General features: G+C 66.0%; 8 protein-coding genes. All 8 read right to left on the reverse strand.

The window, feature by feature from the left end:
* Positions 1–54: 54 nt before the first annotated feature.
* The 8 genes from tuf to rplJ all read right to left on the reverse strand — a co-directional run bounded on the left by tuf (position 55) and on the right by rplJ (position 14,022).
* Positions 55–1,248, reverse strand: a complete 1,194-nt coding sequence (tuf, locus tag AC3CH1_RS09720) for an elongation factor Tu (protein ID WP_007445914.1) — start codon at positions 1,246–1,248, stop codon at positions 55–57.
* Between the two features lie 156 nt (positions 1,249–1,404).
* Positions 1,405–3,534: an elongation factor G gene (fusA, locus tag AC3CH1_RS09725; RefSeq protein WP_215105403.1), complete on the reverse strand. Its 2,130-nt coding sequence runs from the start codon at positions 3,532–3,534 to the stop codon at positions 1,405–1,407.
* Positions 3,535–3,572: 38 nt separating this feature from the next.
* Complete coding sequence (gene rpsG, locus AC3CH1_RS09730) at positions 3,573–4,043, reverse strand: 30S ribosomal protein S7 (protein WP_007445917.1); 471 nt, start codon at positions 4,041–4,043, stop codon at positions 3,573–3,575.
* A 2-nt stretch (positions 4,044–4,045) separates the two neighbouring features.
* Positions 4,046–4,417 carry a 30S ribosomal protein S12 gene (gene rpsL / locus AC3CH1_RS09735; RefSeq protein WP_003948652.1) on the reverse strand — a complete coding sequence of 124 codons (372 nt, stop codon included), beginning with the start codon at positions 4,415–4,417 and terminating at the stop codon, positions 4,046–4,048.
* A 472-nt stretch (positions 4,418–4,889) separates the two neighbouring features.
* On the reverse strand, positions 4,890–8,789 hold the full coding sequence (locus AC3CH1_RS09740) for a DNA-directed RNA polymerase subunit beta' (RefSeq protein WP_007445918.1): 3,900 nt from the start codon (positions 8,787–8,789) through the stop codon (positions 4,890–4,892).
* Positions 8,790–8,886: 97 nt separating this feature from the next.
* Complete coding sequence (gene rpoB, locus AC3CH1_RS09745) at positions 8,887–12,372, reverse strand: DNA-directed RNA polymerase subunit beta (RefSeq protein WP_488462531.1); 3,486 nt, start codon at positions 12,370–12,372, stop codon at positions 8,887–8,889.
* A gap of 624 nt (positions 12,373–12,996) precedes the next feature.
* Entirely contained in the window at positions 12,997–13,380 is a 384-nt protein-coding gene (gene rplL / locus AC3CH1_RS09750; RefSeq protein WP_265599883.1) for a 50S ribosomal protein L7/L12, read from the reverse strand.
* Between the two features lie 84 nt (positions 13,381–13,464).
* A complete protein-coding gene (gene rplJ / locus AC3CH1_RS09755) occupies positions 13,465–14,022 on the reverse strand; it encodes a 50S ribosomal protein L10 (RefSeq protein ID WP_007445921.1) in 558 nt (185 codons plus the stop codon).
* Positions 14,023–14,057: the final 35 nt, after the last annotated feature.

Raw genomic sequence — 14,057 nt, forward strand, 5'->3', positions numbered from 1 at the left:
GCGGGGCCCTTCTTGCAGCTCAGTGAGCCACCAGGTCCAAGGACCAAGCAGAAACTACTTGATGATCTTGGTGACCTGGCCGGCGCCCACGGTCCGGCCACCCTCACGGATGGCGAACTTCAGGCCCTCTTCCATGGCGACGGGCTGGATCAGCGAGACGTCCATGAGGGTGTTGTCACCCGGCATGACCATCTCGGTGCCCTCGGGAAGGGTCACAACGCCCGTCACGTCCGTGGTACGGAAGTAGAACTGCGGGCGGTAGTTGTTGAAGAACGGGGTGTGACGGCCACCCTCGTCCTTCGACAGGATGTAGGACTGCGCCTGGAACTCGGTGTGCGGCGTGACCGAGCCGGGCTTGATGATGACCTGGCCGCGCTCGACGTCCTCGCGCTTGATGCCACGGAGGAGCAGACCGACGTTCTCACCGGCCTGGCCCTCGTCGAGCAGCTTGCGGAACATCTCGATGCCGGTGACCGTGGTGGTGGTCTTCTCGGTCTTGATACCGACGATGTCGACGGTCTCGTTGACCTTCAGGACACCACGCTCGATGCGGCCGGTGACGACCGTACCGCGACCGGTGATCGTGAAGACGTCCTCGATGGGCATGAGGAACGGCTTCTCGACGTCACGCTCGGGCTGCGGGATGGACTCGTCGACGGCCTTCATCAGGTCGAGGACGGTCTGGCCCCACTCCTTGTCGCCCTCAAGGGCCTTGAGCGCCGAGACCTTGACGACCGGAAGGTCGTCGCCCGGGAACTCGTACTCGGAGAGGAGCTCACGGACCTCGAGCTCGACGAGCTCCAGGATCTCCTCGTCGTCCACCATGTCGGCCTTGTTCAGGGCGACGACGATGTAGGGGACGCCGACCTGGCGGGCCAGGAGGACGTGCTCCTTCGTCTGCGGCATCGGGCCGTCGGTGGCCGCGACCACGAGGATGGCGCCGTCCATCTGCGCCGCACCCGTGATCATGTTCTTGATGTAGTCCGCGTGACCGGGGCAGTCGACGTGCGCGTAGTGACGCGACTCCGTCTGGTACTCGACGTGCGCGATGGAGATGGTGATACCGCGCTGGCGCTCTTCGGGAGCCTTGTCGATCTGGTCGAAGGCCGAGGCCTCGTTCAGGTCCGGGTACGCGTCGTGCAGCACCTTGGTAATGGCGGCCGTGAGGGTCGTCTTACCGTGGTCGATGTGACCGATGGTGCCGATGTTGACGTGCGGCTTAGTCCGCTCGAACTTTGCCTTCGCCACTGGGGTCCTCCTGAGTGGTTCTGTACGCCTTGCTTCATCGGCGCCAGGTGATCTTTGCTGGGTGCCGGCGCCGGGGGCATTCCGCACAGTGCTGACGCGCTGTGCGGAATGCCCGCCCGGCTCCGGTGACAAGCCTAAAGCGTGAGCTCGGGAGAGTTACTCGCCCTTGGCCTTCGCGATGATCTCCTCGGCGACGTTCCGCGGAACCTCGGCGTAGGAGTCGAACTGCATCGAGTAGCTTGCGCGACCCGAGGTCTTGCTGCGGAGGTCTCCGACGTAGCCGAACATCTCCGAGAGGGGCACGAGGCCCTTCACGACGCGAGCGCCGCTGCGCTCCTCCATGGCCTGGATCTGGCCACGGCGGGAGTTGAGGTCGCCGATGACATCGCCCATGTAGTCCTCGGGCGTGGTGACCTCGACGGCCATCATCGGCTCGAGGAGCACGGGAGAGGCCTTGCGGGCACCCTCCTTGAACGCCTGCGAACCGGCGATCTTGAAGGCGAGCTCCGAGGAGTCGACCTCGTGGTAACCACCGTCGAGAAGGGTGACGCGGACGCCGACCATCTCGTAACCGGCCAGGATGCCGAACTGCATGGCTTCCTGGGCACCCGCGTCCACCGAGGGGATGTACTCACGGGGGATGCGGCCACCGGTGACCTTGTTGACGAACTCGTAGGAGGCGTCGCCACCCTCGATGGGCTCGAGGGCGATCTGCACCTTCGCGAACTGGCCGGTACCACCAGTCTGCTTCTTGTGGGTGAAGTCGATGCGCTCGACGGCCTTGCGGATCGTCTCGCGGTACGCGACCTGGGGCTTGCCGACGTTCGCCTCGACGCGGAACTCGCGCTTCATGCGGTCGACGAGCACCTCGAGGTGAAGCTCGCCCATACCACCGATGATGGTCTGGCCGGTCTCCTCGTCGGAGTGCACCTGGAAGGAGGGGTCCTCCTCCGAGAGGCGCTGGATGGCGACACCCAGCTTCTCCTGGTCACCCTTGGACTTCGGCTCGATGGCGACCTGAATGACCGGCGCCGGGAAGTCCATGGACTCCAGGATGACCGGGTTCTTGTCGTCGCACAGCGTCTCACCGGTGGTGGTCTGCTTGAGACCCATGACGGCGATGATGTCGCCGGCGCCCACCGATGCGATCTCCTCACGCTTGTTCGCGTGCATGCGGTAGATCTTGCCGATGCGCTCCTTCTTGCCCTTGACGGAGTTCAGCACCGCGGTGCCGGCCTCCAGGCGACCGGAGTAGATCCGGACGAAGGTGAGCTTGCCGAGGTGCGGGTCGCTCGCGATCTTGAACGCCAGGCCGGAGAACGGCTCGTCGTCCGAGGGCTTGCGCTGGATGACCTTCTCCGGGTCCTTCACGTCGTGGCCCTCGATGGCCTCGACGTCCAGGGGGGAAGGCAGGTAGCGCACGACCGCGTCGAGCAGGGGCTGGACGCCCTTGTTCTTGAACGCGGTGCCACAGAACACCGGGGTGACGGTGACGGAGTCGGCGGTGCCCTTCGAGGCCAGCGTGATGCGGCGGATCGCCTCGTGCAGCTGCTCCTGGGTGGGCTCGGTGCCCTCCAGGTACAGCTCCATCATGTCGTCGTCGTTCTCGGCCACGGCCTCCAGGAGCTTGCCGCGCCATTCGGCGGCCGACTCCTTGAGGTTGTCCGGGATCTCGACGGTGTTGTACATCTCGCCCTTGGCGGCCTCTTCGGGGTACACGAAGGCCTTCATCGACACGAGGTCGACGACGCCGGTGAAGTCCGCTTCGGCGCCAATGGGGAGCTGCATGACGATCGGGGTCGCGCCGAGGCGGTCCACGATCATCTGGACGCAACGGAAGAAGTCGGCACCGGTGCGGTCGAGCTTGTTGACGAAGCAGATACGCGGCACGCCGTAGCGGTCCGCCTGACGCCAGACGGTCTCGGACTGCGGCTCGACGCCGGCCACACCGTCGAACACGGTGACGGCGCCGTCGAGGACGCGGAGCGAACGCTCCACCTCGACGGTGAAGTCGACGTGACCCGGGGTGTCGATGATGTTGATGGTGTGGTCAACATCGTTGAGCGGCCAGTGGCAGGTCGTCGCGGCGGACGTAATCGTGATGCCGCGCTCCTGCTCCTGCTCCATCCAGTCCATCGTGGCAGCGCCGTCGTGGACTTCACCGATCTTGTAGCTCACACCGGTGTAGAAGAGGATCCGCTCAGTGGTGGTCGTCTTCCCCGCGTCGATGTGGGCCATGATCCCAATGTTGCGGACCTTGGCCAGGTCAAGCGAAGTGGTGGCCATAAGGCTCAATCTTCTCTCGGTCTCGATGGGGGTAGCGACTACCAGCGGTAGTGCGCGAAGGCCTTGTTGGACTCGGCCATCTTGTGGGTGTCCTCACGCTTCTTGACCGCAGCGCCGAGGCCGTTGGAGGCGTCGAGCAGCTCGTTCATGAGGCGCTCGGTCATGGTCTTCTCGCGGCGGGCGCGGGAGTAGCCGACGAGCCAGCGCAGAGCGAGGGTGGAGGCGCGACCGGGCTTGACCTCGATCGGCACCTGGTAGGTGGCGCCACCGACACGGCGGGACTTGACCTCGAGCGAGGGCTTGACGTTCTCAAGCGCGCGCTTCAGCGTGATGACCGGGTCGTTGCCGGTCTTCTCGCGGAGGCCTTCCATGGCGCCGTACACGATCCGCTCGGCGGTGGAACGCTTGCCGTCGAGGAGGATCTTGTTGATCAGCGAGGTGACAAGAGGAGAGCTGTAGACCGGGTCGATGATGACCGGGCGCTTCGGGGCGGGGCCCTTACGAGGCATTCTTACTTCTCCTTCTTGGCGCCGTAGCGGCTGCGGGCCTGCTTGCGGTTCTTGACACCCTGGGTGTCAAGGGAGCCGCGGATGATCTTGTAACGAACACCCGGCAGGTCCTTCACACGGCCACCACGCACGAGCACGATGGAGTGCTCCTGCAGGTTGTGTCCCTCACCCGGGATGTAGGCCGTGACCTCGATGCCGGAGGTCAGACGCACACGCGCGACCTTACGGAGCGCCGAGTTCGGCTTCTTCGGGGTGGTCGTGAACACACGCGTGCAGACGCCACGCCGCTGGGGCGAACCCTCGAGCGCGGGCGTCTTGTTCTTCTCGACCTTGTCCTGCCGGCCCTTCCGGACCAGCTGCTGGATCGTAGGCACTACTTCTCCGGTTTCTGTGTGCCGTTCGTGAAACTAACCTGGAACATCGCCGACCCACGCGGTCGGGTGTGTCGAATACTGCGGACTTCCGCCCCAAGGGCGTTGGTCGGCACAGATTGCGGTGGCTACTGACGGACTCGCGATGCGGTTGAGGACACGCACCCGAGCCCAGGCACACCCCAGGCACAAGGCTTGAGCGTACCTACCTCACGGAGCTGGGTCAAAACAAATGCTGTGCACGCCGACACGCCGGGGCGTGGGAGCCCTCCGGCCGAAGGCGACGACCACCCGCGTCCGCCCGTACGCGCAGGTCCGCGCCCCGGAAGGCCCGCCGCCCGCCGCCCGGCCGTGTCCGGGCCCCACAGGGCCACTCAGGGCCCGGCAAGCCCCCGCCCCCGCACACGCCGGAGGGCGGCCACCCCATGACGTACGGGGTGACCGCCCTCCGGTCGTTCAATCGGCAAGCACTCGCTTACTGGTTGTACGGACCGTAGTCGTAGTCCTCCAGCGGGACGGCCTGGCCGGAGCCGGTGCCGAACGGCGAGTAGTCGATGTCGTCGTAGCCGACGGCCGAGTACATCGCGGCCTTGGCCTCCTCGGTCGGCTCGACCCGGATGTTGCGGTAGCGGGACAGGCCCGTACCGGCCGGGATGAGCTTACCGATGATGACGTTCTCCTTGAGGCCGATCAGGGAGTCCGACTTGGCGTTGATCGCCGCGTCGGTGAGGACCCTGGTCGTCTCCTGGAAGGACGCCGCCGACAGCCACGACTCGGTGGCGAGCGAGGCCTTGGTGATACCCATCAGCTGCGGACGGCCGGAGGCGGGGTGACCGCCCTCGGTGACCACACGACGGTTCTCGGTCTCGAACTTCGACCGCTCGACCAGCTCGCCCGGAAGCAGCTCCGCGTCGCCGGACTCGATGATCGTCACGCGGCGGAGCATCTGCCGGATGATGATCTCGATGTGCTTGTCGTGGATCGACACGCCCTGCGAGTTGTAGACCTTCTGGACTTCGCCGACCAGGTGGACCTGGACCGCACGCTGGCCGAGGATGCGCAGCACGTCGTGCGGGTTGGTCGCACCGACGGTGAGCTTCTGGCCCACCTCGACCGGGTCGCCCTCGCCCACGAGCAGACGGGCACGCTTCGAGATCGGGAACGCCGTCTCGTCGCTGCCGTCGTCCGGGGTGACGACGAGCTTCTTGGTCTTCTCGGTCTCCTCGATCCGCACGCGGCCCTTGGCCTCGGAGATCGGGGCGACACCCTTGGGCGTACGGGCTTCGAAGAGCTCGACGACTCGGGGCAGACCCTGGGTGATGTCGTCACCGGCCACACCACCGGTGTGGAAGGTACGCATCGTCAGCTGGGTGCCGGGCTCACCGATGGACTGGGCGGCGATGATGCCGACCGCCTCACCGATGTCGACCAGCTTGCCGGTGGCGAGCGAGCGTCCGTAGCAGAAGGCACAGGTGCCGACCGCGGACTCACAGGTCAGGACCGAGCGGGTCTTGACCTCCTCGACGCCGGCGCCCACCAGGGCGTCGATCAGGACGTCACCGAGGTCGACGTTGGCGGGCGCGATGACCTTGCCGTCCACCACGACGTCCTCGGCGAGCATGCGGGCGTAGACCGAGGTCTCGACGTCCTCCGTCTTGCGGAGCACGCCGTCGGCGCCCTTGACCGCGATCTTCAGCTTGAGGCCGCGGTCGGTGCCGCAGTCCTCCTCGCGAATGATCACGTCCTGCGAGACGTCCACCAGACGACGGGTCAGGTAACCCGAGTCGGCGGTACGCAGGGCGGTGTCCGCCAGACCCTTACGGGCACCGTGCGTGGAGATGAAGTACTCCAGAACGGTGAGGCCCTCACGGAAGGACGCCTTGATGGGACGGGGAATCGTCTCGTTCTTGGCGTTCGACACCAGACCACGCATACCCGCGATCTGACGCATCTGCATCATGTTTCCTCGGGCGCCCGAGTCGACCATCATGAAGATGGGGTTCGTCTTCGGGAAGTTCGCGTTCATCGCCTCGGCAACCTCGTTGGTCGCCTTGGTCCAGATCGCGATGAGCTCCTGCGTGCGCTCGTCCTTGGTGATGAGACCGCGCTCGTACTGCTTCTGGACCTTCTCGTCCTGCTCCTCGTAGCCCTTGACGATGGCCTTCTTGGCCTCGGGCACGACGATGTCGGAGACGGCCACGGTGACGCCCGAACGGGTCGCCCAGTGGAAGCCCGCCGCCTTCAGGTTGTCGAGCGTCGCCGCCACGATGACCTTGGGGTAGCGCTCGGCCAGGTCGTTGACGATCTCGGAGAGCTGCTTCTTGCCCACCGAGTAGTCGACGAACGGGTAGTCCTCGGGCAGCAGCTCGTTGAAGAGCGCACGGCCCAGGCTGGTCCGCAGCCGGAAGGTGTCGCCGGGCTGGTACTCCGGCTCACCCTCCTCGGCGACCGGCGGCACCCAGCCACGCGGCGGCATGGTGCCGACCGGGAAGCGGATGTCGACCTTCGCCTGGAGCGACAGCTCGCGGGCGTCGAAGGCCATGGTGGCCTCGGCCGTGGAGCCGAACGCGCGGTCCGTGCCCTTGACGTTGCGGCCCTCTTCGTCCGTGGTGAGGAAGAAGAGACCCAGCACCATGTCCTGGGTCGGCATGGTGACGGGACGACCGTCGGCCGGCTTCAGGATGTTGTTCGAGGACAGCATCAGGATGCGGGCCTCGGCCTGCGCCTCCGCGGAGAGCGGCAGGTGCACGGCCATCTGGTCACCGTCGAAGTCCGCGTTGAACGCGGTGCAGACGAGCGGGTGGATCTGGATGGCCTTGCCCTCGACCAGCTGCGGCTCGAAGGCCTGGATGCCCAGGCGGTGCAGGGTGGGCGCACGGTTCAGCAGCACCGGGTGCTCGGCGATGACCTCTTCGAGGACGTCGTACACGACGGTGCGGCCACGCTCGACCATGCGCTTGGCCGACTTGATGTTCTGCGCGTGGTTCAGGTCCACCAGGCGCTTCATCACGAACGGCTTGAAGAGCTCCAGCGCCATCGCCTTCGGCAGACCGCACTGGTGCAGCTTGAGCTGCGGGCCGACGACGATCACGGAACGCGCGGAGTAGTCCACGCGCTTGCCGAGGAGGTTCTGACGGAAACGACCCTGCTTGCCCTTGAGCATGTCGCTCAGGGACTTCAGGGGGCGGTTGCCGGGACCGGTGACCGGGCGACCGCGGCGGCCGTTGTCGAACAGCGCGTCGACGGCCTCCTGCAGCATCCGCTTCTCGTTGTTCACGATGATCTCGGGGGCGCCGAGGTCAAGGAGACGCTTGAGGCGGTTGTTGCGGTTGATCACACGGCGGTACAGGTCGTTCAGGTCGGAGGTCGCGAAGCGGCCACCGTCCAGCTGCACCATCGGACGCAGGTCCGGCGGGATGACCGGCACGCAGTCGAGCACCATGCCCTTGGGCTTGTTGCTGGTCTGCAGGAACGCGGAGACGACCTTGAGGCGCTTGAGCGCACGGGTCTTCTTCTGGCCCTTGCCGGTGCGGATGATCTCGCGGAGGCGCTCGGCCTCCTCGTCGAGGTCGAAGGACTCCAGGCGCTTCTGGAGCGCCGCGGCGCCCATGCAGCCGTCGAAGTACGTGCCGAAGCGGTCACGCAGCTCGCGGTAGAGCAGCTCGTCGCCCTCCAGGTCCTGGACCTTGAGGTTCTTGAAGCGGCTCCACACCTCGTCGAGGCGGTCGATCTCGCGCTGCGCACGGTCGCGCAGCTGCTTCATCTCGCGCTCGGCGCCTTCGCGCACCTTGCGGCGCACGTCCGCCTTGGCGCCCTCGGCCTCCAGCTCGGCCAGGTCGGTCTCGAGCTTCTTGGCGCGGGCCTCCAGGTCGGAGTCGCGGCGGTTCTCGGTCTGCTGGCGCTCGACGGAGACGTGTGCCTCCAGGGACGGCAGGTCGCGGGTACGACGCTCCTCGTCCACGAACGTGATCATGTACGCGGCGAAGTAGATGACCTTTTCCAGGTCCTTCGGCGCGAGGTCCAGCAGGTATCCGAGGCGCGAGGGAACGCCCTTGAAGTACCAGATGTGGGTGACGGGAGCGGCAAGCTCGATGTGGCCCATCCGCTCACGACGCACCTTGGCGCGAGTGACCTCGACGCCGCAGCGCTCACAGATGATGCCCTTGAAGCGGACACGCTTGTACTTGCCGCAGTAGCACTCCCAGTCCCGGGTCGGACCGAAGATCTTCTCGCAGAAGAGTCCGTCCTTCTCGGGCTTGAGCGTGCGGTAGTTGATGGTCTCCGGCTTCTTCACTTCGCCGTGCGACCAGGTCCGGATGTCGTCCGCGGTGGCAAGGCCGATCCGCAGCTCGTCGAAGAAGTTGACGTCGAGCACTTGTCGTCAATCCCTCTTTCGGGGTCTCGTCAAAATCAATGGTCTGAACGGGTCCGGGGAGGGCCGGCCACCTCGGGATGAGGCGGCCGGCCGGCCGTCAGACCTCTTCGACGCTGCTCGGCTCGCGCCGGGACAGGTCGATACCGAGTTCCTCCGCCGCGCGGAAGACGTCCTCGTCCGTGTCGCGCATCTCGATGGACATGCCGTCCGAGGACAGCACCTCCACGTTGAGGCAGAGCGACTGCATTTCCTTGATGAGCACCTTGAAGGACTCGGGAATGCCGGGCTCGGGGATGTTCTCGCCCTTGACGATGGCCTCGTAGACCTTCACGCGGCCGGTCACGTCGTCGGACTTGATCGTCAGGAGCTCCTGGAGGGCGTATGCGGCGCCGTAAGCCTCAAGGGCCCACACCTCCATCTCACCGAAGCGCTGACCACCGAACTGTGCCTTACCACCCAGCGGCTGCTGGGTGATCATGGAGTACGGGCCGGTCGAACGCGCGTGCAGCTTGTCGTCGACCAGGTGGTGCAGCTTGAGGATGTACATGAACCCGACCGAGACCGGCTCCGGGAACGGCTCGCCGGAGCGGCCGTCGTAGAGCTGGGCCTTGCCGGAGGGCTGGACCAGGCGGTCGCCGTCGCGGTTGGGGATCGTGGCCTGGAAGAGGCCGGTGATCTCGTCCTCGCGCGCACCGTCGAAGACGGGCGTGGCGACGTTGGTGCCGGGGGCGACCTGGTCGGCGCCGATGGCCTGCAGGCGCTGGGCCCACTCGTCACCGAGGCCGGAGACGTCCCAGCCGCGGCTGGCGAGCCAGCCGAGGTGGATCTCCAGGACCTGTCCCGGGTTCATTCGGGACGGGACACCCAGCGGGTTGAGGATGATGTCGACCGGGGTGCCGTCCTCCAGGAACGGCATGTCCTCGATCGGCAGGATCTTGGAGATGACGCCCTTGTTGCCGTGACGGCCGGCGAGCTTGTCACCATCGGTGATCTTGCGCTTCTGCGCGACGTAGACGCGGACCAGCTGGTTCACGCCCGGCGGCAGCTCGTCGCCCTCTTCGCGGTCGAAGACGCGGACGCCGATGACCTTGCCGATCTCACCGTGCGGCACCTTCAGCGAGGTGTCGCGCACCTCGCGCGCCTTCTCACCGAAGATCGCGCGGAGCAGGCGCTCCTCGGGGGTCAGCTCGGTCTCGCCCTTGGGCGTGACCTTGCCGACGAGGATGTCACCGGCGACGACCTCGGCACCGATGCGGATGATGCCGCGCTCGTCGAGGTCGGCGAGGACCTCTTCGGAGACGTTCGGGATGTCCCGGGTGATCTCCTCCGGGCCGAGCTTGGTGTCACGGGCGTCGACCTCGTGCTCCTCGATGTGGATCGAGGAGAGGACGTCGTCCTGTACGAGGCGCTGCGACAGGATGATCGCGTCCTCGTAGTTGTGACCCTCCCACGGCATGAACGCCACGAGCAGGTTCTTGCCGAGGGCCATCTCACCGTTCTCGGTGGCCGGTCCGTCGGCGAGCACCTGGTCGGCCACGATCCGGTCGCCCTCGGAGACGACGACCTTCTGGTTGACCGAGGTGCCCTGGTTGGAGCGCATGAACTTGGCGATGCGGTACGTGGTGTACGTGCCGTCGTCGTTCGTGACGGTGATGTAGTCCGCGGAGACCTCCTGGACCACACCGTCCTTCTCCGCCTTGAGGACGTCGCCGGCGTCGGTGGCGCAGCGGTACTCCATGCCGGTGCCGACGAGCGGCGCCTCCGACTTGATGAGCGGCACCGCCTGACGCATCATGTTCGCGCCCATGAGGGCACGGTTGGCGTCGTCGTGCTCCAGGAAGGGGATCATCGCGGTGGCGACGGACACCATCTGGCGCGGCGAGACGTCCATGTAGTCGACCTCCGTGCCGGGCACGTAGTCGACCTCCCCGCCACGGCGACGGACCAGGACGCGGGGCTCGGTGAAGCGCAGCTCCTCGGAGAGGGTCGCGTTCGCCTGGGCGATGACGTAGCGGTCCTCCTCGTCGGCCGTGATGTAGTCGACGTCATCGGTGACCTGACCGTCGACGACCTTGCGGTACGGCGTCTCGATGAAGCCGAACGCGTTGACGCGGCCGTACGAGGCGAGCGAACCGATCAGACCGATGTTCGGGCCTTCGGGGGTCTCGATCGGGCACATGCGTCCGTAGTGGGACGGGTGCACGTCTCGGACCTCGAAGCCGGCCCGCTCACGGGAGAGACCACCCGGGCCAAGAGCCGACAGGCGGCGCTTGTGGGTGAGACCCGACAGCGGGTTGTTCTGGTCCATGAACTGCGACAGCTGGCTGGTGCCGAAGAACTCCTTGATGGAGGCGACGACCGGCCGGATGTTGATCAGGGTCTGCGGCGTGATCGCCTCGACGTCCTGCGTGGTCATGCGCTCGCGGACGACGCGCTCCATCCGCGCCAGGCCCGTACGGACCTGGTTCTGGATGAGCTCGCCGACGTTGCGCAGACGGCGGTTGCCGAAGTGGTCGATGTCGTCGGTCTCGACGACGATCTCCCGGCCGGACTCACCGGTCGTCTCGGTCTCACCGGCGTGCAGCTTGACCAGGTACTTGATGGTCGCGATGACGTCGTCCGAGGTGAGAACCCCGGCGTCCAGCGGCTCATCGGCGCCGAGCTTCTTGTTCACCTTGTAGCGGCCGACCTTCGCGAGGTCGTAGCGCTTCGGGTTGAAGTAGAGGTTCTCGAGCAGCGTCTGAGCGGCCTCGCGCGTCGGCGGCTCGCCCGGACGCAGCTTGCGGTAGATGTCGAGCAGTGCGTCGTCCTGGCCCTGGGTGTGGTCCTTCTCCAGGGTGGCGCGCATCGACTCGTACTCGCCGAACTCCTCCAGGATCTGCTCGGTGCTCCAGCCGAGCGCCTTCAGGAGGACGGTGACGGACTGCTTGCGCTTGCGGTCGATGCGGACACCGACCATGTCGCGCTTGTCGATCTCCATCTCCAGCCAGGCACCCCGGGAAGGGATGATCTTGGCGGAGAAGATGTCCTTGTCGGACGTCTTGTCGATGGAGGAGTCGAAGTAGACACCCGGCGAGCGGACCAGCTGCGACACGACGACACGCTCGGTGCCGTTGATGACGAAGGTGCCCTTGTTGGTCATGAGCGGGAAGTCGCCCATGAAGACCGTCTGGGACTTGATCTCGCCGGTCTCGTTGTTGGTGAACTCGGCCGTGACGAAGAGCGGCGCGGCGAACGTGAAGTCGCGCTCCTTGCACTCGTCGATCGAGTTCTTCGGGGGCTCGAAGCGGTGGTCGCGGAACGTAAGCGACATCGACCCGGAGAAGTCCTCGATCGGTGAGATCTCCTCGAAGATCTCCTCCAGGCCGGACTTGGTGGGGACGTCTTGTCCACTGTCCAGAGCAGCCTCGACGCGAGCCTTCCAGGCGGCGTTGCCCAGGAGCCAGTCAAAGCTCTCGGTCTGCAGCGCGAGGAGGTTCGGAACCTCGAGGGGCTCCTTGATCTTTGCAAAAGAGATGCGCAGCGGGGCGGTGCTGGCACCGTGGTTCGTATTCGCGGTCGAGGCGTTGCGCGAGGCGGCCAAGAGGGGGTCCTTCCGAGGGCTCGGACTCACTACGCGCGTACCGGTCCCACTCTGGCCACAGAGACAGACCGTTCCGAATCGGTCGTAAAACGACCAGGTCGGAGGGGGTCGGCCATCGGTGCTTCAGCGTGGGCATGCCCCTGGTGACGGGCAGGAGGCAGCTAACAGGCAGCGCAAAGGGTCAGTGTAGCCAAGCGGCACACTGATGTCCAGTCGGGGTTCTCAGAGACCCACGTTGCTCTCAACAGCTGTTCTCAACACCTATGTCTAGCCCTGACCCTCGCGCGGGGTGCGCTCTTCTTTACTGCCCTCTTCACTCTCGATCCATGCCTCGGATACGGATCGAAGTGATGACGCGTCCTGAGAATTGCGCGCCGCGTCCGGTTCGTCAAGGCCCACCGGTCCGATCGGGCCTCCGGGCGCCTTCACTGGCCACCCCCGGGATGCCCGCAGGACGCCCCTGAGGGGCCCGCGAGAGGCGCACGGCGAAGATCACCCTACTCGTCGTCGGCGGAAGAGCAAGGCACCCGCCACGGGCACGCCGAAGGGCGACCACCCGGATGGGTGATCGCCCTTGGCGCGGGCACCTGAGGTGCCCAGGGAGTCCGGAGGACTCCCGAGGTGTTACTTGACCTCGACGGAGGCGCCGGCGGCCTTGAGGGACTCGGCAGCCTTCTCCGCGACGTCCTTGGCGACCTTCTCGAGGACCGGCTTCGGGGTGCCGTCGACGAGGTCCTTGGCCTCCTTGAGACCGAGCGAGGTCAGCTCACGGACGGTCTTGATGACCTGGATCTTCTTCTCGCCGGCACCGGTGAGGATGACGTCGAACTCGTCCTGCTCGGCCTCGGCCTCGGCCGGGGCGCCACCAGCGGCGGGGCCGGCGACGGCGACGGCCGCGGCGGCGGTGACGTCGAACTTCTCCTCGAAGGCCTTGACGAACTCGGAGAGCTCGATGAGGGTCATGCCTTCGAACTGCGCGAGCAGGTCGTCCTGGGACAGCTTCGCCATGATAGGCGTCCTTCCACTATTCGGCAGGTGCCGGATGTATATGTCGGCGGGCGTACGTGGAGCCCGCTGGACCGCTGAGCGAAATTACTCGGCGGCCTCGGCGGGAGCCGGAGTACCGGCACCGCCCTGCTCTTCCTTCTTGGCGCGAAGCGCTTCCGCGGTGCGGACGAACTTCGACGGCAGTGCCTGGAAGAGCTGCGCAGCCTGAGTCTGCTTGCCCTTGAAGGCACCGGCCAGCTTGGAGAGCAGAACCTCGCGGGACTCGAGGTCCGCGAGCTTCTTGATCTCATCGGCGGACAGCGCCTTACCGTCAAGGACACCGCCCTTGATGATGAGGTTGGGGTTGTCCTTGGCGAAGTCACGAAGACCCTTCGCCGACTCCACCGGGTCACCGGTGACGAAGGCAACCGCCGTCGGACCCGAGAACAGGTCGTCCAGCGTGTCGATCCCGGCCTCGTTGGCCGCAATCTTGGTCAGCGTGTTCTTCACCACGGCGTACTGGGCGTTCTCACCGAGCGAACGGCGCAGCTCCTTGAGCTGTGCCACGGTGAGACCCCGGTACTCGGTCAGCACGGCGGCGTTCGAGCTGCGGAACTGGTCCGTCAGCTCGGCTACCGCGGCAGCCTTGTCGGGCCTTGCCATGAGCGTCGGCCTCCTTCCGGGTGATGAGGACCGCT

Source organism: Streptomyces sp. MGP-P1 (assembly GCF_057766565.1).

What these genes read in the sequence shown, in the direction of transcription:
- fusA (WP_215105403.1), bottom strand. Translation starts at nt 3,534, where the DNA reads ATGGCCACCACTTCGCTTGACCTGGCCAAGGTCCGCAACATTGGGATC.
- rpsG (WP_007445917.1), bottom strand. Translation starts at nt 4,043, where the DNA reads ATGCCTCGTAAGGGCCCCGCCCCGAAGCGCCCGGTCATCATCGACCCG.
- rplL (WP_265599883.1), bottom strand. Translation starts at nt 13,380, where the DNA reads ATGGCGAAGCTGTCCCAGGACGACCTGCTCGCGCAGTTCGAAGGCATG.
- rplJ (WP_007445921.1), bottom strand. Translation starts at nt 14,022, where the DNA reads ATGGCAAGGCCCGACAAGGCTGCCGCGGTAGCCGAGCTGACGGACCAG.